The sequence below is a fragment of the Pseudaeromonas sp. HNCC25DJ180 genome, assembly GCF_055413345.1.
This window is the reverse complement of the sequence record NZ_JBVAYF010000016.1, coordinates 47,623-66,441: the sequence shown is the minus strand read 5'-3', so window position 1 is coordinate 66,441 and position 18,819 is coordinate 47,623. Positions and strand designations below refer to the sequence as shown.

General features: G+C 58.8%; 19 protein-coding genes. 8 read left to right on the top strand and 11 right to left on the bottom strand.

Annotated features, from left to right (window positions below; genetic code table 11):
- Positions 1-37 precede the first annotated feature (37 nt).
- Positions 38-616 carry an LON peptidase substrate-binding domain-containing protein gene (locus tag ACZYTD_RS14875; RefSeq protein ID WP_463893181.1) on the bottom strand — a complete coding sequence of 193 codons (579 nt, stop codon included), beginning with the start codon at positions 614-616 and terminating at the stop codon, positions 38-40.
- Between the two features lie 270 nt (positions 617-886).
- On the opposite strand from ACZYTD_RS14875, the gene argS reads away from it, so the two are divergent.
- The 4 genes from argS to hslU all read left to right on the top strand — a co-directional run bounded on the left by argS (position 887) and on the right by hslU (position 5,542).
- Entirely contained in the window at positions 887-2,629 is a 1,743-nt protein-coding gene (argS, locus tag ACZYTD_RS14870) for an arginine--tRNA ligase (RefSeq protein WP_463893179.1), read from the top strand.
- Positions 2,630-2,632: 3 nt separating this feature from the next.
- Positions 2,633-3,493, top strand: a complete 861-nt coding sequence (locus ACZYTD_RS14865) for an SPOR domain-containing protein (RefSeq protein WP_463893177.1) — start codon at positions 2,633-2,635, stop codon at positions 3,491-3,493.
- A 143-nt stretch (positions 3,494-3,636) separates the two neighbouring features.
- The gene (gene hslV / locus ACZYTD_RS14860; RefSeq protein ID WP_463893175.1) at positions 3,637-4,170 is read left to right on the top strand and encodes an ATP-dependent protease subunit HslV; all 534 of its coding nucleotides are present in this window, start codon (positions 3,637-3,639) and stop codon (positions 4,168-4,170) included.
- A gap of 43 nt (positions 4,171-4,213) precedes the next feature.
- A complete protein-coding gene (gene hslU, locus ACZYTD_RS14855; RefSeq protein WP_463893174.1) occupies positions 4,214-5,542 on the top strand; it encodes an HslU--HslV peptidase ATPase subunit in 1,329 nt (442 codons plus the stop codon).
- Between the two features lie 57 nt (positions 5,543-5,599).
- Here hslU and ubiA read toward each other — a convergent pair whose 3' ends face one another.
- Together ubiA and ACZYTD_RS14845 are read right to left on the bottom strand one after the other, a co-directional pair.
- Complete coding sequence (ubiA, locus tag ACZYTD_RS14850; protein ID WP_463893173.1) at positions 5,600-6,466, bottom strand: 4-hydroxybenzoate octaprenyltransferase; 867 nt, start codon at positions 6,464-6,466, stop codon at positions 5,600-5,602.
- Positions 6,460-7,038, bottom strand: coding sequence for a chorismate--pyruvate lyase family protein (locus ACZYTD_RS14845; protein WP_463893171.1), 579 nt, complete (start codon positions 7,036-7,038; stop codon positions 6,460-6,462). The genes ubiA and ACZYTD_RS14845 overlap by 7 nt, the downstream gene beginning before the upstream one ends.
- Before the next feature lie 157 nt (positions 7,039-7,195).
- On the opposite strand from ACZYTD_RS14845, the gene ACZYTD_RS14840 reads away from it, so the two are divergent.
- Positions 7,196-7,630: a flagellar basal body-associated FliL family protein gene (locus ACZYTD_RS14840; protein WP_463893169.1), complete on the top strand. Its 435-nt coding sequence runs from the start codon at positions 7,196-7,198 to the stop codon at positions 7,628-7,630.
- Positions 7,631-7,634: 4 nt separating this feature from the next.
- Here ACZYTD_RS14840 and glpG read toward each other — a convergent pair whose 3' ends face one another.
- From glpG to ACZYTD_RS14800, 8 genes are all read right to left on the bottom strand, one after another.
- Entirely contained in the window at positions 7,635-8,471 is an 837-nt protein-coding gene (glpG, locus tag ACZYTD_RS14835) for a rhomboid family intramembrane serine protease GlpG (protein WP_463893167.1), read from the bottom strand.
- Entirely contained in the window at positions 8,468-8,803 is a 336-nt protein-coding gene (glpE, locus tag ACZYTD_RS14830) for a thiosulfate sulfurtransferase GlpE (RefSeq protein ID WP_463893166.1), read from the bottom strand. Before glpE ends, glpG begins: the two co-directional genes overlap by 4 nt.
- Positions 8,804-8,913: 110 nt before the next feature.
- Positions 8,914-9,615, bottom strand: coding sequence for an ABC transporter ATP-binding protein (locus ACZYTD_RS14825; RefSeq protein WP_463893164.1), 702 nt, complete (start codon positions 9,613-9,615; stop codon positions 8,914-8,916).
- An 8-nt stretch (positions 9,616-9,623) separates the two neighbouring features.
- The gene (livG, locus tag ACZYTD_RS14820; protein WP_463893163.1) at positions 9,624-10,388 is read right to left on the bottom strand and encodes a high-affinity branched-chain amino acid ABC transporter ATP-binding protein LivG; all 765 of its coding nucleotides are present in this window, start codon (positions 10,386-10,388) and stop codon (positions 9,624-9,626) included.
- Positions 10,385-11,635, bottom strand: a complete 1,251-nt coding sequence (livM, locus tag ACZYTD_RS14815; RefSeq protein WP_463893161.1) for a high-affinity branched-chain amino acid ABC transporter permease LivM — start codon at positions 11,633-11,635, stop codon at positions 10,385-10,387. Before livM ends, livG begins: the two co-directional genes overlap by 4 nt.
- Positions 11,632-12,555, bottom strand: a complete 924-nt coding sequence (gene livH / locus ACZYTD_RS14810; RefSeq protein ID WP_463893160.1) for a high-affinity branched-chain amino acid ABC transporter permease LivH — start codon at positions 12,553-12,555, stop codon at positions 11,632-11,634. The genes livM and livH overlap by 4 nt, the downstream gene beginning before the upstream one ends.
- A gap of 103 nt (positions 12,556-12,658) precedes the next feature.
- Positions 12,659-13,777, bottom strand: a complete 1,119-nt coding sequence (locus ACZYTD_RS14805; protein ID WP_463893159.1) for a branched-chain amino acid ABC transporter substrate-binding protein — start codon at positions 13,775-13,777, stop codon at positions 12,659-12,661.
- 552 nt (positions 13,778-14,329) lie between these two features.
- Positions 14,330-14,974 carry a TetR/AcrR family transcriptional regulator gene (locus ACZYTD_RS14800; RefSeq protein ID WP_463893158.1) on the bottom strand — a complete coding sequence of 215 codons (645 nt, stop codon included), beginning with the start codon at positions 14,972-14,974 and terminating at the stop codon, positions 14,330-14,332.
- A 321-nt stretch (positions 14,975-15,295) separates the two neighbouring features.
- Here ACZYTD_RS14800 and rfaD point away from each other — a divergent pair, with 321 nt between their 5' ends.
- From rfaD to waaF, 3 genes are all read left to right on the top strand, one after another.
- Entirely contained in the window at positions 15,296-16,249 is a 954-nt protein-coding gene (gene rfaD / locus ACZYTD_RS14795) for an ADP-glyceromanno-heptose 6-epimerase (RefSeq protein ID WP_463893157.1), read from the top strand.
- An 88-nt stretch (positions 16,250-16,337) separates the two neighbouring features.
- Positions 16,338-17,618, top strand: a complete 1,281-nt coding sequence (locus tag ACZYTD_RS14790; protein ID WP_463893156.1) for an O-antigen ligase family protein — start codon at positions 16,338-16,340, stop codon at positions 17,616-17,618.
- A gap of 70 nt (positions 17,619-17,688) precedes the next feature.
- The gene (waaF, locus tag ACZYTD_RS14785; protein WP_463893155.1) at positions 17,689-18,726 is read left to right on the top strand and encodes a lipopolysaccharide heptosyltransferase II; all 1,038 of its coding nucleotides are present in this window, start codon (positions 17,689-17,691) and stop codon (positions 18,724-18,726) included.
- Positions 18,727-18,819 lie beyond the last annotated feature (93 nt).

The following is an 18,819-nucleotide window of genomic DNA, read 5'->3' as shown; positions in this document are numbered from 1 at the left end:
CAAATTCAACGAAAATTGCGAAGCAAAACGGGAAGCCTCAGTGAGGGCGCAGGGGCTCGTGGACCACATCCATCAAGAAGCGCAGGGCATCACTGCAGTCATCACTCTCCAGCAATGGCAACTTCTGTTCACCGGAGAGGGGCAATACCTCCAACCAGCGCTGGGCCACCCAGCAGGCATTGGCCCATTCCGGTTGCGGGTAATACGCCGCAAAGTCAGGGTGTTCGGCAAAGATCTCACCCAATTTCCGCACCAGTATCTCCTGATCCGGGGCCAACTCGGTGATCTGCCAATTGGGCAGGAGCGTCACCTCACCAAACAGCAGGCCATCGGGCTCCATCTCGACACTATGCAAGCGATAACGTTCCACGCCGCGCACCGTGATACCCAGGGTGCCGTCGTCTAATTGATTGAAATCCATCACGTCGACTCGCGTCCCCAGGGTCAACAGCGGCATTTGGCCATCCTCACGCCGGGTACCCAACAGGCAGAGGCCAAAACCATGGGCCTGGCTGAGGCCGAGCATCCGCAAGTAGCGCGGCTCGAACAGCCGCAGGGGTATCACCCCCCCCGGCAACAGGTGAACATTCAGTGGAAACAGTGGAATTCTCATCATGCTCTCCTGCCGGACTATTCTCAGTCATGAATACGCCATCCATGTGGATTTGGATCCCTAGGCTCGGACAGACGACCCCCTATCCAGCCCTCAGCGGCCATTCATGAACCGCCATAAGCCTAAGAAAGCAAAAAACTGGCCATCCCAAGCCACACCCATATTACAAAGGTAGTCAGCCCGCACCATTACGGGTAAAATTTGCCCCCTTATACTATTTATCGTTCTAACGCTGCTACCGACAGCGTTGTTTCCAAATTTGGGTGGACAGAGATGAAAGAGCATATTCGCCAGTTGCTTGAACAAACCGTGGCCAAGCTGATCGCTCAGGGCGACTTGCCCGCCGACGTCACGCCGCGCATTCAGGTCGACAACACCAAGGATAAGGCTCATGGCGATCTGGCCACCAACCTGGCCATGCTGCTCGCCAAGCTGGCCGGCAAGAACCCCCGCGAGCTGGCCCAGTTGCTCATCGCCAATCTGCCCGCCTCCGATCGCGTCGCCAAGGTAGAGATAGCCGGCCCCGGCTTCATCAACTTTTATCTCGACAGCCAGTGGCTGGCCCACCAGATCGATGGCTTGCTGAACGAGACCCTGCTCGGCGTCAAGCAGGCCAATCCGCCCCAAACCATAGTGGTCGATTACTCGGCGCCCAACGTGGCCAAGGAGATGGCGGTTCACCATATTCGCTCCACCGTGATTGGCGATGCGGTCACCCGCACCCTGGAGTTCCTCGGGCACAAGGTGATCCGCGCCAACCATGTGGGCGACTGGGGCACCCAGTTCGGTATGCTCATCGCCTATCTGGAGAAGATGGAGAACGAACAGGCCAGCGACATGGATCTCTCCGAGCTAGAAGCCTTCTACCGCGCCGCCAAGCAGCACTATGACGCAGACGAAGCCTTCGCCGAACGGGCTCGTGGCTATGTGGTCAAACTACAGGGCGGCGATGCCTACTGCCTGAGCATGTGGAAAAAACTGGTCGACCTGACCATGGCCCAGAACCAGTGCATCTATGACCGTCTGAACGTCAGTCTGAGTGAGCAAGATGTGATGGGCGAAAGCCTGTATAACAACATGTTGCCCGGCATAGTCGCCGACCTGCAAGCCAAGGGGATGGCGGTCGAGAGCGAAGGGGCTCAGGTCGTCTTCCTGGAGGAGTTCAAGGGCAAGGATGGCGATGCCATGGCCGTCATAGTCCAGAAGAAGGATGGCGGTTTCCTCTATACCACCACCGACATCGCCTGCGCCAAGTATCGAGTCGAAACACTGGGTGCCGATCGAGTTCTTTATTTCATCGACTCCCGTCAGCACCAGCACCTGATGCAGGCCTGGACCATAGCGCGCAAGGCCGGTTATGTGCCGGAGCGCGTCTCCCTGGAGCACGAAGCCTTCGGCATGATGCTGGGCAAGGATGGTAAGCCCTTCAAGACCCGCACTGGTGGCACGGTCAAACTCTCCGAACTGCTGGATGAAGCCGAACAGCGCGCCCGGGATCTGATGGCCAGCCGTGATAGCGACCTGAGTGCCGAAGAGCAGGCGGGCGTGGTGCATGCCGTGGCCATGGGCGCCGTCAAGTACGCGGATCTCTCCAAAAACCGCACCACAGACTACATCTTCGACTGGGACAACATGCTGGCTTTCGAGGGCAATACCGCACCCTATCTGCAGTATGCCTATACCCGCATCCAGTCCATCTTCCGCCGCGCGGGCGACGATGCCACCCCGGGCCCGGTACAGCTCAATGACGCCGCCGAAGAGGCCCTGGCCCAGAAGCTGGTGCAGTTCAACGATGCCATCCAGAATGTCGCCGCCAAGGGCATGCCGCACCTGCTCTGTACCTATCTGTACGAGCTCTCTGGTCTCTTCATGAGCTTCTACGAGGCCTGCCCCATCAACAAGGAGGGGGTTGAGCCGGTCATCAAGGCCAGTCGTCTGAGCCTGTGCGCCGCCACGTCCCGCGTGATCAAGCAGGGTCTAGCGCTGCTGGGCATCCAGGTTCTGGAGCGGATGTAAGCCATGAACCGGGACTACGTCCGCAGCGCCAAACCACAGCGCAAGCGTAAACCAGCCGCCCGCAGCAGTGTGCGGCAACCGGCGCGAGCCCCCTTCCCCGTGCTGCGTGCCCTATTGGCCGTAGCCCTGGTTCTGGGTTTCGCCCTCTTCCTCTACCTCATCAAGGGGACGGCGGAAACACCCGTGACGGAAGGGAAAGAGCCTCCCAAGGCCAAACCTGTGCCCATCGAGGAGCAGCGGCCGGCCAAGGAGAAGTTCGACTACATGACGTTGCTGGAGAACAAGGAGGTGAACGTGGACTTGCCCAGCGGCGCCACCCCCACCGATCTCAGCATCGATCCTGAGCTGCAGAAACGCTTGTTGGCCCAGCAACAGTTGCTGGAGCAGGCCCGCCTCAAGGCGCAGCAGCAAAGTGGCGCGCCCACCATTCAGGGCTCGACCACCCCAGGCGCCACCGCTCAGGGCACAACGGCGGGGAGCAACAGAACGGTAACGGCATCGGCCCCGACCATGAGCGAACCCGAACGGGCGGCCGCCCTGCTGGCAGGCCAGATAGTCCCCTTCAGCGATCTGGACAAACCCGCCGCCCGAGCCAAGCCCGAGGTCAAACCCCAAACCAGCGAGCCTGGACGCAGTTATGTGATGCAGTGCGGTGCCTTCCGCGGTGCCGAGCAGGCCGAGTCCATGAAGCTGCGGCTCTCGTTCCAAGGCCATGGCGCCCAGGTGCAAAAGGCCCAGAGCGGGAGCGGCACCTGGTATAAGGTGCAACTCGGCCCCTTCGCCAGTAAAGCCGAGGCCGAGCAAAAGAAGGCCGCCATGCAGGCCAAGCACATAGTCGATAACTGCACCATCTGGATGAAGTAATCTCACGGGGCTCGCGGCATCACGCCCGCTAGCCCCGCCTCTTCCCCTGAATACGCCGCCCTTGAAATCCTAGATCACCACCCCCATCTTGCTTAGATGCAATCGAGCGTGCCCTGGGCACATGTCAGCAAGCGAGGTTCTCCGTGACAACTATCGTATCCGTACGTCGCAATGGTCAGGTGGTCATTGGCGGTGATGGCCAGGTCTCCCTCGGCAATACCGTGATGAAGGGCAATGCCCGCAAGGTTCACCGCCTGTTTGGTGGCAAGGTGCTGGCCGGGTTTGCAGGCGGCACCGCCGACGCATTTACCCTGCTGGAGCGCTTCGAAGCCAAGTTGCAGGCCCACCAGGGCAATCTGGAGCGCGCCGCCGTGGCCTTGGCCAAGGAGTGGCGCAGTGATCGGGCGTTGCGCAAGCTTGAAGCCATGCTCGCCGTCGCGGATGCCAACAAATCCTTCATCATCACCGGCAATGGCGATGTGGTGCAGCCGGAGCAGGATCTCATCGCCATGGGTTCAGGCGGCAGCTATGCCCAGGCCGCGGCGCGCGCCCTGCTGGAGAACACAGAGCTGAGTGCCGATGAGATAGTGAAGAAGGCCCTGACCATAGCCGGAGATATCTGCGTCTTCACCAACAGCTTCCAGACGATTGAAGTGCTGGACTACCCGACCGCCTAATTTGCCACGGGTCGGCGCACCGACCCGCCACGAGGAGTGCCTCATGTCTGAGATGACCCCAAGAGAAATCGTCCACGAGCTGGATCGCCACATCATAGGTCAGGCCGATGCCAAGCGTGCCGTGGCCATAGCCCTGCGCAATCGCTGGCGCCGTATGCAGCTGGAGCCCAGCCTGCGCCAGGAGGTCTCACCAAAAAATATCCTGATGATAGGCCCTACCGGTGTCGGCAAGACCGAGATAGCCCGCCGCCTGGCCAAGCTGGCCAATGCCCCCTTCATCAAGGTGGAGGCCACCAAGTTCACCGAGGTGGGGTATGTGGGCAAGGAGGTGGACTCCATCATCCGCGATCTCACCGACATGGCCATGAAGATGGTGCGCGAACAGCAGATAGCGAAGAACAGCAGCCGCGCCGAAGAGGCCGCCGAGGAGCGGATCCTCGATGCCCTGCTGCCACCGCCACGCGAAGGGTGGGGACAGGCCGACAAACCGGATAACAGCCATACCCGCCAGATCTTCCGCAAGAAGCTGCGTGAAGGGGAACTGGATGAGAAGGAGATAGAGCTGGAGCTGGCGGCCCCCCAGGTGGGAGTCGAGATCATGGCGCCTCCCGGCATGGAGGAGATGACCAATCAGCTGCAGAGCCTGTTCCAGAACATGGGCCAGGGCAAAACCAAGTCACGCAAGCTCAAAGTCAAAGAGGCCTTCAAGCAACTCGTTGAGGAGGAGGCCGCGCGTCTGGTCAACCCGGAGGAGCTCAAGGAGCAGGTCATCGCCGCGGTGGAAAATAACGGCATCGTCTTCATCGACGAGATCGACAAGATCTGCAAACGCGGCGAGTCCAGCGGCCCCGATGTCTCCCGCGAAGGGGTGCAGCGGGATCTGCTACCGCTGGTGGAAGGCTGCACCGTCAATACCAAGCACGGCATGGTGCGCACCGACCACATTCTCTTCATCGCCTCCGGCGCCTTCCAGATCGCCAAGCCCTCGGATCTCATCCCCGAGCTGCAGGGGCGACTGCCCATCCGCGTCGAGCTGGGCGCCCTCAGCACAGATGACTTCGAGCGCATCCTCACCGAACCCAAGGCCTCGCTGACCGAGCAGTACAAGGCGCTCTTGGCCACCGAGAAGGTGTCGCTGGAGTTTACCAAGGAGGGGATCCGCCGCATCGCCGAGGCGGCCTGGCAGGTGAACGAGCGCACCGAAAACATTGGCGCGCGCCGTCTGCATACCGTGATGGAGAAGCTGACCGAAGAGATCTCGTTCGAGGCGGCCGACCATGCTGGTCAAAGCCACATCATAGATGCCGAGCACGTTAACAAGCATCTGGGCAAGCTCATCGAAGATGAGGATCTGAGCCGCTATATCCTCTAAGCCAACACCCCTTGCGTAAGCCAGGCTCGGGCGGGGAACCGCCTGAGCCTGGTCACCCTAGGGGAACGCCAGGGCCGCGACAATCCCCAAGAAGATCAGTAAACCCACCCAGTTATTGTGCAAGAAAGCCTGGAAACAGGCCTCGCGCTCCCGCCCCCGCACCAGCCACTGCTGATAACCAAACAGCCCGGCCGCCCCCAGCAACGCCAGGTAATAGGGCCAGCTCAAATTTTGCAGCTCACCGACCTGCAGCAAGGCGCCCAGCGTCGCCAGTTGCAGCAAGCCGATGCTCAACCGATCATGGCGGCCGAACAGGATGGCGGTCGACTTCACCCCGATCTTCATATCATCCTCCCGATCCACCATGGCATAGAAGGTGTCATAGGCCACGGTCCAGAGGCCATTGGCCAGAAACAGCCACCAGCAACTGGCTGTCAGGGTATCGGTGGCCGCCGCCCAGGCCATGGGAATAGACCAGGAGAAGGCCAACCCCAGCACCAGTTGTGGCAGATGGGTCACCCGCTTCATGAAGGGATAGAGTATCGCCAGGCCCAACCCCACCAGAGATAACAAGATGGTGAAACGGTTGAGGGTCAGCACCAGCAAGAAGGCCAGCAGCACCAGCAGGGCGAAGAAGCGCAAGGCCTGCCTGGTCGAGAGCCGACCGGCTGGCAGGGGGCGCTGGGCGGTACGGTGCACGAAACCATCCACATGACGATCGGCATAGTCATTGATGACACACCCGGCCGAGCGCATCAAAAATACCCCCAGCGTAAAGACCAGGATCAACCAGGAGGTTGGCATACCCGATGAGGCCAACCACAAAGACCAGCCGGTGGGCCAGAGCAGCAACAAGGAGCCAATGGGCCGATCCAGACGAGCCAGTTGCCAATAGGCTGTCCAGGATGAAGAGTTGGCTAACAAGCGGCAGATCCCTCCTGCAGGGGGCAGGGAGGCAACTCCGAGCCGGGTAAAAACAGTTCAGTGAGCCACAACTCGGCAGGCGAGCCATCCGGACAAGAGGCCTGCAGTTGTAACCGGGTGCGCCGCCCCCATAATCTGGCGACCCCAGGCGCCAGTTGACGCAACAGGCTGGCGGTGTCCGTGGGTACCACACACCACTCCAGGCTCAGGCGCTGGGCGCCCCCCAGACCAAATAACCAATCCCCTATGGGTCGCTTGCCTTGGGCCGCCACCGCAGGGCAAGCCGCTAGCGTGGCGGCGGAGAGCTGGGTAAAACCCCAAAGCCAGGGCGTCTCTCCGGCCAGTAGCAACACCTGGCGCTGCCATGCCTGATCTGGCGTCATCCCCTCACGCAGCAGCTGCACCGATACGGTCAGACCCAACTCACGCAACCTTTGCGTCAACGAACCGGACTCCGCCAACCAAGCCATAGCCCGCGGCGGCAAACACGGCAACGCCTTGTCATCCCAAGGTTGCCAGGGCAAGTGGCTGACCGCCGCCAGTTCGCTCTCATCGAGCGGAGATAACAACACTATCCTTTACTCCTGATTTTTCGCTGGCTTATGGGTCTCTTGCCACAAAATCGGTTGCACTGACAGCGCAAGCTCAATAGTAAGAGCATGAACTCTTGACGATCCAGACTGAGCACCCAAGAATGAGTGCACACACCTCTTTCCGCAAGATACTCATATGCTGACTCGACTCATACTTACCCTACTGCTTGGCTCCAGCCTCTTCTGCACCACAGCTTTCGCCTCTGGAGGCGGCGAAGGCGGCGGCGAAGGCGAGGCGGCCAAACCAGCCGGCATAGGTTATTACACCCTGGATCCGGAGTTTATCAGCAACTACCTGACCCAAGGCCCTATGCTCGGTTATGTCCGAATCAAGATCGATCTGATGGTTGATAACGCCGCCGACATTGAGCTACTGAAGAAGCACTCCCCGCTGCTGCGCGATGCCATCATGACCATACTCAGCTCCCAGACCCGAGAGCAGGTCCGCAGCCTGGAAGGACGCGAGGCCATGCGCCAAGCCTGTAAGCAACAGGTGGAAGCCCTGCTAACCAAGGAAGAGGGGCGCAAGGTGATCCGCGACCTGATCTTCACCAACTACCTCTATCAGTAAACGGCTAGGCTTGGTGTGGCTTGCGACAGTCAAGCCACCCTTGCAGCAGACCGATGGCCAAGCCCCCCAGGTGAGCCATGTTGGCGATATGCCCCCCCAGCAGACCGACAAAGCCCAGCACCAACCACACCAGCATGAAACCAAACAACCCATCCTGCAGCTGGATGCTACGTTCCGGCGCCCGGCGCCCCACTAGCCAGACGTAGCCAACCAGCGCATAGATGACGCCGGAGAGACCACCAAAGTCCGGCCCCGAGAGTAAAAACTCCAGCATGTTGGGCACAGCGGCCCCGGCCAACAGCAACACCAGCAGTTTGCCTATCCCCAGCTTGCGCTCGATCAATCCCCCCAGATACCACCACCACATCAGATTGAACAGCAGGTGCAGCACAGAGAAATGGATGAAGGCCGGGGTGATGAAGCGCCAGATCTGCCAGCCGGTCAGCTGGGCCAGATCCGCATGAAAGCTCATGACCGAATAGATATTGAGACCGATAGATTGCAGCCCGAACAGGCAACCACAAAACAGCATCACCAGCAGGGTGAGCGGCCCCGCCTGCATGAAGAAGTGGGCCAGAAAGCCATGATGACCGGCACTGTAATCGATGCGACTGTTGGGGCGTCCACTCTGCCAGGAGGCTTCGGCATAGCGGGGATGATAGGGCTCCTGAATAAACCGCTTCACCTCGGCCTCGGCCTCGGCACTGCGCGCCTCATCGGCCAGCCAGACAGTGATCCCCAGCTCCGACTGAGTTAACTCGCAGTGCAGCCCTCGGCTGGAGAGGTAGTCCACCAGACTCTGCGCCAGACGAGGATCACTAAGCTGCAGTAGTTGTTTCATGATTGGCTCGCCATCTCGCTGCTGATAAAGGGCCACTCCCGACGCCACCCCTCGAAGCCGCCCTCCACACTATAGACCTGCTCAAATCCCTGGTTAACCAGGTACTGGGCCGCCCCTTGGCTGCTGTGGCCGTGATAGCAGATCACCAGCACGGGGGTGGCAAAGTCGGTCTCCTGCATGAAGCCATGCAGCGTGTCATTGGTCAGGTGATACGCCCCCTCTACATGGGCGCTACGGAAGGTGGCCGCATCGCGGATATCGACCAGTCTGGCCTCACCGGCTTGCAACAGTTGTACGGCCTGGGCCGCCGAAATAGGTTGAAACTGGGACATGGTCACCTCCTGCCAAATTGAGGCTCCAGTTTACCCGATTGTTAAAAAAAAGGATCATCCGACGATACGTGGATGATCCTTTTCCCTACCTGCACTGGGCCGCTTGTGGATTAGCCGCCCAGATAGGCCTGGCGCACCGCAGGATCGGCCAGCAGCTCGGCACCACTCCCCTCCAGCACCACGCGCCCCGTCTCCAGCACATAGCCGCGATCGGCCAGTTTCAGCGCCTGATTGGCATTCTGCTCCACCAGGAATATGGTCATGCCCCGCTCCCGCAGCTGTTCGATAATATCGAAGATCTGCTGGATTATGATGGGGGCCAGCCCCAGCGAGGGCTCATCCAGCAGCAAGAGCCGCGGCTTGCTCATCAAGGCCCGGCCTATGGCCAGCATCTGCTGCTCACCACCCGACATGGTGCCGGCACGCTGGTGCATCCGCTCCTGCAGACGCGGAAAGAGCTCATAGACCTCGGCCAGCAGACCCGCCTGCTCCGCCTTGTCGATGAAGAAGGCCCCCATGTGCAGGTTCTCCTCCACTGTCAGTCGGCTGAAGATGCGGCGCCCTTCCGGCACTATGGCGATATCGCCACGCATGATCTTGGCGGTATGCCACTCGGTGATATCCTGCCCCTCGAAGATCACCTGCCCCTGCTGGGGTTTGGGATCCCCACACAGAGTCATCAGCAGTGTGGTCTTGCCGGCACCATTGGCGCCGATCAGGGTGACTATCTCCCCCTGATTGATGTGCAGGCTGACATCATGGAGAGCCTGGATCTTGCCGTAGTAAGTTGAAACCTTCTTGAATTCCAGCATCGGATACCTCAAAACTCGCCCAGATAGGCTTTGATCACGGCCGGATTGCTTTTGATGGCCTGGGGCTTGCCCTCTGCCAGAGGCGTCCCCTGGTTGACCACATAGATGTGATCGGAGATCTCCATCACCAGCTTCATGTCATGTTCAATAAGCAGCACGGAGACACCGAACTCATCCCGCAACAGGCGAATGAGATCATCCAGATCCTGGGTCTCCTTGGGGTTGAGCCCTGCCGCCGGTTCATCCAGCATCAACAACTTGGGCTGGGTACACATGCAGCGGGCTATCTCCAGCCGACGCTGCTGACCATAGGCCAGCCCCGTGGCCGGACGGTTGGCCAGTTCGGTGAGCCCCACCTTATCCAGCCAGAAGAGGGCCCGCTCCAGCGCGGCCTTTTCGGCGCGACGGAAAGCCGGAGTCTTGATGATGCCCTGCAGGAACCCGCCATGCATGTGGCGATGTTGCGCCACCAGCAGGTTCTCCAGCACCGTCATCTCCTTGAACAGACGCACATGCTGGAAGGTACGCACTACCCCCTTGCGTGCTATCAGGTGGCCAGGCAGCCCCTGTATCTCCTCACCGGCATAGCGGATCACCCCCTCGCTGGGACGGTAGAAACCGGTCAGGCAGTTGAATACCGTGGTCTTCCCCGCACCATTGGGCCCTATGATGGAGACGATCTGCTTCTCCTCCACCTGCAGCGCCACCTTGTTGACCGCCACCAGACCGCCAAAGCGCATGGTGAGACCCGAGACTTCTAACATCTTGCTCATTTGGCGATCTCCATATGCTGACGAGTCATAGGCAGCAAGCCTTGGGGCCGCCACAACATCATCACCACCATCAGCAGACCAAACATCATCATGCGGTATTCGTTGAACTCACGCGCCACCTCGGGCAGCACTGTCATGATAATGGCGGCTAATATGATACCGGCCTGAGAGCCCATGCCCCCCAGCACCACGATCGCCAAGATGATGGCCGACTCAATGAAGGTGAAGGACTCTGGGCTGATAAAGCCCTGGCGCGCCGCGAAGAAGCTACCGGCAAAACCGGCAAACGCCGCGCCAATGGCAAAGGCGCTCAACTTGATGACAGTGGGATTGAGCCCCAGCGAACGACAGGCGATCTCATCTTCCCGCAATGCCTCCCAAGCGCGACCCAGGGGCATACGCAACAGGCGATTGATGACAAACAGGGTGAACAGGGTCAGCAGCACCGCCATCAGATAGAGGAAGATCACCTTGTGATCGGCCACATACTTGATGCCAAAATACTGGTGGAAGGTCTGACTCCCCTCCTCGGCCTTGCGCGCAAACTCCAGACCGAACAGGGTCGGTTTGGGGATGCCGGAGATGCCGTTAGGGCCCCCGGTCCAGGTTGTCAGGTTGTTGAGCAGGATGCGGATCACCTCGCCAAACCCCAGGGTGACGATCGCCAGGTAGTCGCCACGCAGACGCAGCACGGGGAAGCCCAGCAAAAAGCCAAAACCCGCCGCCAACAAGCCTGCCAATGGCAGCGCCTGCCAGAAGCTGAGCCCCAGGTACTGGTTGAGCAGGGCATAGCCATAGGCACCTATGGCATAGAAACCGACAAAGCCCAGATCCAGCAGCCCCGCCAAGCCCACCTGCACGTTGAGCCCCAGCCCCAGGATCACGTAGATGAGGGTCAGGGTCGCCAGATCCACCACACTGCGGCTGGCCACGAAGGGCAGCGCCAGCAAGGCGGCTAACAACAGCCAGGAGCCAATGCGGTAGAGGGTGGGTTGGGCGCGCTGCGTGGGTAACGCCAGCTTGGGCATCTGCCCCCTGACCCCGGCCAAGCCGCGAGAGAGCGGTTCGCGAAACAGCTGGAAGAAGAAGACCAGGGCGACCCCCAGCAACAGGGCTGGGCCATTGCCATCCAGGCGGTTGACCACGGTCAGTCCGACCCCTTCGGCCTGCAGTTGGAAACCAAACAGCCAGAGCGACAACAGCAGCGTCATCAGAGCAGCCAGCGAGGCCTGTTTAAAATGCTTCATACCTTCTCCACCTCAGGACGACCCAGGATGCCGGTGGGCATAAACAACAAGATGGCCAGCAACAAACCAAAGGCCACCACATCCTTGTATTCCGAACTCAGGTAACCGGCGGTCAATGCCTCGGTCACCCCGAGTATGAGCCCGCCCAACATGGCGCCCGGAATGGAGCCTATGCCGCCCAATACGGCAGCAGTAAACGCCTTGAGCCCGGCCATAAAGCCGATGGAGGGGTTGATGACGCCGTAGTAGAGCCCCAGCAAGACACCGGCAATCGAAGCCAAGGCGGCACCGATGACGAAGGTCAGGGAGATGACACTATTGGTGTTGATGCCGAGCAGATTCGCCATCTTGATATCTTCGGCGCAGGCGCGGCAGGCGCGGCCCATGCGGGAGCGATTGATAAACTGGGTCAGGCCATACATAGTGATGAAGGTCACCACGAAGATGATGATCTGCATCCAGGAGAGGCTGGCCGTCGAGTTGCCGCTGCCAAACTCGAAACCACCGGTGACCAGAGCAGGCATGGCGATATCCCGCGACCCCTGCGCAAAACGCACCACGTTTTGCAAGAAGATGGACATGCCGATGGCCGAGATAAGGGGGATGAGGCGGTTGCTGCCGCGCAGCGGCCGATAGGCCACCCGCTCTATGCTCCAACCATAACAACTGGTGATCAGGATGGAGACAATGAAAGCACTGCCCATCAACAACACACTGCTGTCGATCCCTATCATCATCAGGGCCGCCATCACCATAAAGGCCACATAGGAGCCCAGCATGTAGATCTCGCCATGGGCAAAGTTGATCATGCCGATAATGCCGTAGACCATGGTGTAACCAATGGCGATCAGCGCATAGGTACTGCCTATGGTCAGGCCATTGAGCAGCTGCTGGATAAAGTAGAAAAATTGTTCAGACATAGGAGCGATTCCTGTGCACCCGAAAGCCGAAGTCACGGGCTACTTCGGCTCTGGTGATAAAGTTAGGGGCGGCAGACGCCGCCCCCCGGGTTGCAAGACAGGCTTACTTCAGGGTGGAAGAAGAACCATCCTTGTGCCAGGCAAACACGCCAAACTCGAACCCCTTGAGGTCGCCCTTGGCATCCCACTGCAGATCCCCCATGACGGTCGGTATCTTGCCGCCCTTCAGGGCCTTGGCCACTTCGGCAGGATCGTCGCCCGCCTGCTTGATACCGGCCACTATGCTCTGCACGGCAGCATAGGTGGTCCAGATGAAGGGGCCTGACGGATCTTGCTTATTGGCCTTCAACGCCTCGACCAGCTTGGCATTGGCTGCCTCCTGATCGTAGCGCTTGGGCAGGGTCACCAGCAGCCCTTCGGAGGCGGCACCGGCGATGGAAGAGATATCCTTGTTACCGACCCCTTCCGGCCCCATAAACTTGGCCTTCAGCCCCTTCTCGGCGGCCTGGCGCAGGATCAAACCCAGCTCCGGGTGATAGCCACCGTAGTAGATGAAGTCCACCTCGTTTTTCTTCAGTTTGGCGATCTGGGCTGAGAAGTCTTTGTCGCCAGCGGTGATCCCTTCGAAGGAGACCACATTGATCCCCGCTTTCTTCAGCTCATCGCGCACGCTGGTGGCAATGCCTTCACCATACTGCTTCTTATCATGGATGATGGCCACGCGCTTGGGCTTGACGCTGTCGATGATGTAACGTGCGGCTGTCGGCCCCTGATCGCTATCCAGACCTATGGTCCGCAGTATCAGCTCATAGCCACGGGTACTCACCTTGGGGCTGGTAGAAGCCGGGGTGATCATCAGAATGCCTTCGTCTTCATAGACATCCGATGCCGCCAGGGTGCTGTCCGAGCAGAGGTGACCCACAACAAACTTGATACCATCATTGACGACCTTGTTGGCAACCGCCACGGCTTGTTTCGGATCGCAGGCATCATCATAGAGCACGGCTTCGATTTTCTTACCGTTGAGGCCACCCGCCTTATTGATCTCCTCCACGGCCAGCTTGCCACCGGCAAACTCCATGTCGCCATATTGAGCAACCGGGCCAGTCTGAGGTCCGGTAATAGCGATCTTGATGGTCTCTTCGGCCATGGCCTGGCTGGCCATACCCGATAAACTGACGGCCACGGCGGTGGCAATGGCACCCTTGATCCAGTTACTCATGAGTCTTCCCTCTATTTTTATCGCTGCTAGACTTTATGTTTATTGGCAGAGTCTGCTGGGATACAGCGACTCATTCCGAGTTTTCTACCACTGGGCAGCGGGACACACAAGAGAGAAAGTGTAAAATTTTATCTTGAGTTTCAGGTTGTTAGCTATTTATTTAACCCAACAAACCGCACAACGACAGAGTTTAAAACCAGCAATATCGAAAAGCCGCCAGATTATTCTAAAACAGCAGGAGACAAAGCCAGCGTTTTATCCTAGCTTGGTAAGTCACTTCTTGCACTCGGTTCTGTGGTGAATAATCCGCTCAAATGGCACCGTTGGCGGGTTTTATGCCCCTATTGGCGAGGTAAGCAGCGCATGCGAAAACATAGGCCCCCACTCTTGGCAAGTTATCGGCGTGATATTGGCCCTGACTCACACCTTGTTGGTGGGAAAGGCGTGATTGACGGCCCGAGCTCCCAGCGTCACAGAGCGGCCTAGGCCAGAGAAAGGAGAGGGGCGCCAACGGCGCCCTTCTGCATGATATTAGTTCACCCAGGAGCGCGCTTACTCCCCGTTATTGATACGCGCCTGAAAGTAGCGCTCCAACTCGGCCAGCTCCGCTTGATGCGCCGGGGCTATATAGGGGCGGAACAGGAACAGAACCCTGGGGATCACCTCATAGATCTTGGACTTGGTGACAGCTTCATTGCCTTGCAGTGTATGCATGTAGGCAATCCAGAAGAGCAGGATCTGTTTCATGATATGCACCAGATTCTGCAGCTCCTCGGCATTCACCAAGAGTATCTGTTGCTCACGCAAGGACTCCATATGCCGCTGCATGAAACCATAAATGGGCGCCTGCAATTTACGATAGAGCTCGCGCAGAGCAGGATCTCGAGCCAAAATATCCGGTAAGTTGTTGTAAAGAAAACGATAGCGCCACATCACATAGATGATGTGATCCAGATGGCCCATGCTCACCTGGAGCGTAACCGGGCCAACCTGTTCCGGCCCGAAATGGTGATGCAGATCCTGGGCATAGAGGCTGATGATGGCCTGAATGATGTCTTCTTTATTGCGGAAATGGTAATAGAGATTGCCAGGACTCATACCCAGATGGGCAGCGATGTGGTTGGTCGTCACATTCTGCTCACCCTGTTCATTAAACAGCTCAATGGCTGCGTGAATAATTTTATCTCTGGTCTTCATGCTGTTCCTACACGATTGAGTGCTCACTCTAGCGCCTGTTACACCTTAGGCACTCCGGCATGGGCTGCCAATCTATATTGCTGCTTTATGTTTTGAATTGTGAATTCTCTCAACAGAGCTCATTCGAGCCTACCTAGGCTACTGCATCCCCTCAACTACGGCAATCCCGAGCTGGGGCCAAAGCACAGTGCCCGCCCAACACTGAGATCTATTTCCCGCCGCCCTTCACTTCGCCCACCTTGTACTGCATGGTAGACTCTAGACAAAGTTTGTAATCCACAGGCGCTGCAACTTGCGCCAAGCCAACGAGGCACACCCTATATGATCATAGTGACAGGCGGAGCCGGTTTTATCGGCAGTAATCTGGTTAAACTGCTGAATCAGGCTGGACATAAAAATATCGTGGTCGTGGACGATCTCACCGACGGCACCAAATTTGCCAACCTGGTCGATCTGGATATTGCTGACTATCTGGACAAGGATGAGTTCATCGCACGCGTCGTCTCAGGCGATCCTTTCGAGGAGTGGGATGAGATAGAGGTGATCTTCCATGAGGGCGCCTGCTCAGCCACCACAGAGTGGAACGGCAAGTTTGTCATGGAGGTCAACTATGACTACTCCAAGGACCTGCTCCATTTTGCCATCGAGCGCGGCATCCCCTTCATTTATGCCTCTTCGGCCGCCACCTATGGTGGACGCAACGACAACTTCATTGAGCAACGCTGCTTCGAGCAACCGCTCAACGTCTATGGCTACTCCAAGTTCCTGTTTGACGAGTATGTTCGTCGCCTGCTACCCAGCACCAACAGCCAGATCATTGGCCTCAAGTATTTCAACGTCTATGGTCCGCGCGAGCAGCACAAGGGCAGCATGGCCAGCGTTGCCTTCCATCTGAACAACCAGATGAAAGAGGGGCAGAATCCTAAACTGTTTGAGGGGTGTGATGGCTTCGGGGATGGCGGTCAATTGCGCGACTTCATCTATGTCGAAGATGTCTGCAAGGTCAACCTCTGGTTCTGGAAGCAGGGCGGCAAGTCTGGCATCTACAACTGTGGCACAGGTCGAGCCGAGCCTTTCCTCAACGTGGCCGAGGCTGTGGTCAAGCACCACGGTAAAGGGCATGTGGAGTTCATTCCCTTCCCTGACCATCTGAAAGGGCGCTATCAGAGCTACACCCAGGCCGACCTGACCAAACTTCGCGCCGCCGGTTGTGATGTGCAGTTCCGTTCGGTCGCCGAAGGCGTGGCGGAATACCTGGCCTGGCTAAACCGCTAAGTTCCCCTCTCGGCCGAACTGCAACTTGAGCCCCTCGGATGCCATCTACGGCCGGGGGGCCCAACCAACTGATAAGACAAACAGCATAATGAGCACACTCAATACGGCAGCACTCTCACCCCGCCTGATGCGGCTGATGCAACTCCTGGTCTTTGGCTTAGGAGCTCTGAGCCTCACCATTAAGGGCGGCTACTCAATCAGCTTCGTTGGACTCTTCCTGCTAGGTGTCGCCTATTGGTGCCGTTACCGGCAAGCAGATCTCTCGCCCATAGCCCGCCCCCTGTGCTGGGTCCTGCTGCTGGCCTTTGCCACCCAGGCCCTGGCAACCTGGCTCGATGGTGGTACCCTCAAAAGCCTGGATCGCCCCAGCCGCCTGCTAGGAGTAGCGCTGATGCTCCCCCTGCTCTGCCGCTATCGCCCCGACTTCCATAGCCTGATGCGCGGCATCGGCATAGGCGCCATCGGGGCAGGAGGAATTGCGCTGCATGATAAATTTATTCGCCATCTCCCCCGCGCCTTTGACGATGTGATGCCGATCCAGAGTGGTGATATCAGCCTGAGCCTGGGGTTGCTCAGCCTCTGTGCCATGGCCTGGGCCTACCGGGAGCGCAAGCAGGGTGAAACCCTCTTTTACCTCGTTGCCGCCAGCATGGGACTGCTTGGCAGCCTGCTCTCGGGCAGCCGTGGCGGCTGGATACTGCTGCCACTGATCCTGCTTGCCTGGTATCGCCTGTTTCGTCCCTGGTTCAGTCGCCGACTCAAGCTCACCCTGCTCGGCGCAGTCATAGCGCTGGGCCTGCTGGGGGCACTACCACAGTTAGGGGTTAGCCAACGGCTGGCTGAGGCCAGGCAGGATATGAGCTTCTATATGAGTGGCGGCGATCAGAACACCTCGCTTGGTTACCGTTTGCAATTTTGGCGCAGTGCCTGGCACAGCTTTGTCGACAAACCCCTGCTGGGCTGGGGTCCCAAGAGTGTGCGTCACTCCCAGGAGCAGCAGTACAAGGCGGGTGAGCTGAGTCAGGCCGCCTTCGACTTCAACAGCCACGCCCACAACCAGTACCTGGATCAGATGGCCAAGTTTGGGCTGCTGGGCCTCAGTTGTCTGCTGGCCCTGTTCTTGGTGCCCCTGTATCTCGCCAAGCGCCTACACAACGGACGGATCAGCGATCGGGGTTACACCCTGGCGGCGGCCACTATTATTCATGTGCTGGCCACCATGGACTACTGCCTGAGCCAGGCGTTTCTTAACCATAATTCCGGCATCATCTTCTACCCCTTGCTCATGGTGTTGCTGCTCTTAAGTGCCGAAGCAGAACAAGAACCGGCACCGGCGGCCCAGATCACCGGGGAGCCCGCCACAGATTGAACCACGCCGGATGGCAATATGTAGCCATAAAGCTATACTGCCCGGCTTGCCCCCACATGTGATGAAGCAGATGAAAATAGTGATCATAGGCCCAGCCTGGGTCGGCGACATGGTGATGTCCCAAAGCCTCTACATCACCCTCAAGCAACAGCATCCCGATGCCGAGCTGCATGTGATGGCTCCAGCCTGGTGCCAACCCCTGCTGGCGCGGATGCCACAGGTGGACAGGGCCATCCCCATGCCGATTGGCCATGGGGAGTTGCGGCTGCTGGCGCGCTGGCGCCTGGGCCGCGAGCTGGCCCGCGAGGGGTATGATTGGGCCATAGTGCTACCCAACTCGCTCAAGTCTGCGCTGATCCCCTGGTTTGCCCACATCCCCCGTCGTACCGGTTGGAAGGGGGAGAGTCGCTATGGCCTGCTCAATGATCTGCGCAGTAACAAGCAAACCTTCCCCATGATGGTTCAACGCTACGTGGCTCTGGCCCATGACAAGAGCACGATGACGGATGCTCAGACGCTGCCTGACATTGCCCATCCCCAGTTGCGTGTCGACCCGCAAGCCCAGCAAGCAACGCTGGAACGCTTGAACCTGACGCTGACCCGCCCGGTTCTGGCACTCTGTCCTGGCGCCGAGTTTGGCCCAGCCAAACGCTGGCCAGAGGAGAAGTATGCAGATATAGCCCAACTCTGGCTGGCCCAAGGGGGTCAGGTCTGGATCTTCGGTTCGGCCAAGGATAGCGCCGTGGCCGAGACCATACGCCAGCAATTAGCTGCCGAGTTCGCCAACCATTGCCACTGTCTGGCGGGTGAAACCTCCCTGACCGAGGCCATCGATCTGCTGGCCGCCAGCCAGCAGGTGGTGAGTAACGACTCCGGCCTGATGCATATCGCCGCCGCCCTGGCTCGCCCCTTGGTGGCGGTGTATGGCTCTACCTCCACGGTTTACACTCCCCCCTTGAGCCAGCAGGTAGAGGTGGTCCATACCGATATTCCCTGCCGCCCCTGCTTCAAGCGCGTCTGCCCACTGGGTCATCTCAACTGCCTGAAGCAACTGCCCAGTGAACAGGTGTGGCAAGCCATCTGCCGGTTACAGGCCAAAGCGGATTGAAGCCAAACTACGACCAAGCTGGTAACGCACACACCAGCTTGAGTCTGGCCCGCCCATCACCGATACTGACCCCCTATTGCCCCCGACCTCAGG

What these genes read in the sequence shown, in the direction of transcription:
- ACZYTD_RS14875 (WP_463893181.1), bottom strand. Translation starts at nt 616, where the DNA reads ATGATGAGAATTCCACTGTTTCCACTGAATGTTCACCTGTTGCCGGGG.
- argS (WP_463893179.1), top strand. Translation starts at nt 887, where the DNA reads ATGAAAGAGCATATTCGCCAGTTGCTTGAACAAACCGTGGCCAAGCTG.
- ACZYTD_RS14865 (WP_463893177.1), top strand. Translation starts at nt 2,633, where the DNA reads ATGAACCGGGACTACGTCCGCAGCGCCAAACCACAGCGCAAGCGTAAA.
- hslU (WP_463893174.1), top strand. Translation starts at nt 4,214, where the DNA reads ATGTCTGAGATGACCCCAAGAGAAATCGTCCACGAGCTGGATCGCCAC.
- ACZYTD_RS14840 (WP_463893169.1), top strand. Translation starts at nt 7,196, where the DNA reads ATGCTGACTCGACTCATACTTACCCTACTGCTTGGCTCCAGCCTCTTC.
- glpG (WP_463893167.1), bottom strand. Translation starts at nt 8,471, where the DNA reads ATGAAACAACTACTGCAGCTTAGTGATCCTCGTCTGGCGCAGAGTCTG.
- glpE (WP_463893166.1), bottom strand. Translation starts at nt 8,803, where the DNA reads ATGTCCCAGTTTCAACCTATTTCGGCGGCCCAGGCCGTACAACTGTTG.
- ACZYTD_RS14825 (WP_463893164.1), bottom strand. Translation starts at nt 9,615, where the DNA reads ATGCTGGAATTCAAGAAGGTTTCAACTTACTACGGCAAGATCCAGGCT.
- livG (WP_463893163.1), bottom strand. Translation starts at nt 10,388, where the DNA reads ATGAGCAAGATGTTAGAAGTCTCGGGTCTCACCATGCGCTTTGGCGGT.
- livM (WP_463893161.1), bottom strand. Translation starts at nt 11,635, where the DNA reads ATGAAGCATTTTAAACAGGCCTCGCTGGCTGCTCTGATGACGCTGCTG.
- livH (WP_463893160.1), bottom strand. Translation starts at nt 12,555, where the DNA reads ATGTCTGAACAATTTTTCTACTTTATCCAGCAGCTGCTCAATGGCCTG.
- ACZYTD_RS14805 (WP_463893159.1), bottom strand. Translation starts at nt 13,777, where the DNA reads ATGAGTAACTGGATCAAGGGTGCCATTGCCACCGCCGTGGCCGTCAGT.
- ACZYTD_RS14800 (WP_463893158.1), bottom strand. Translation starts at nt 14,974, where the DNA reads ATGAAGACCAGAGATAAAATTATTCACGCAGCCATTGAGCTGTTTAAT.
- rfaD (WP_463893157.1), top strand. Translation starts at nt 15,296, where the DNA reads ATGATCATAGTGACAGGCGGAGCCGGTTTTATCGGCAGTAATCTGGTT.
- ACZYTD_RS14790 (WP_463893156.1), top strand. Translation starts at nt 16,338, where the DNA reads ATGAGCACACTCAATACGGCAGCACTCTCACCCCGCCTGATGCGGCTG.
- waaF (WP_463893155.1), top strand. Translation starts at nt 17,689, where the DNA reads ATGAAAATAGTGATCATAGGCCCAGCCTGGGTCGGCGACATGGTGATG.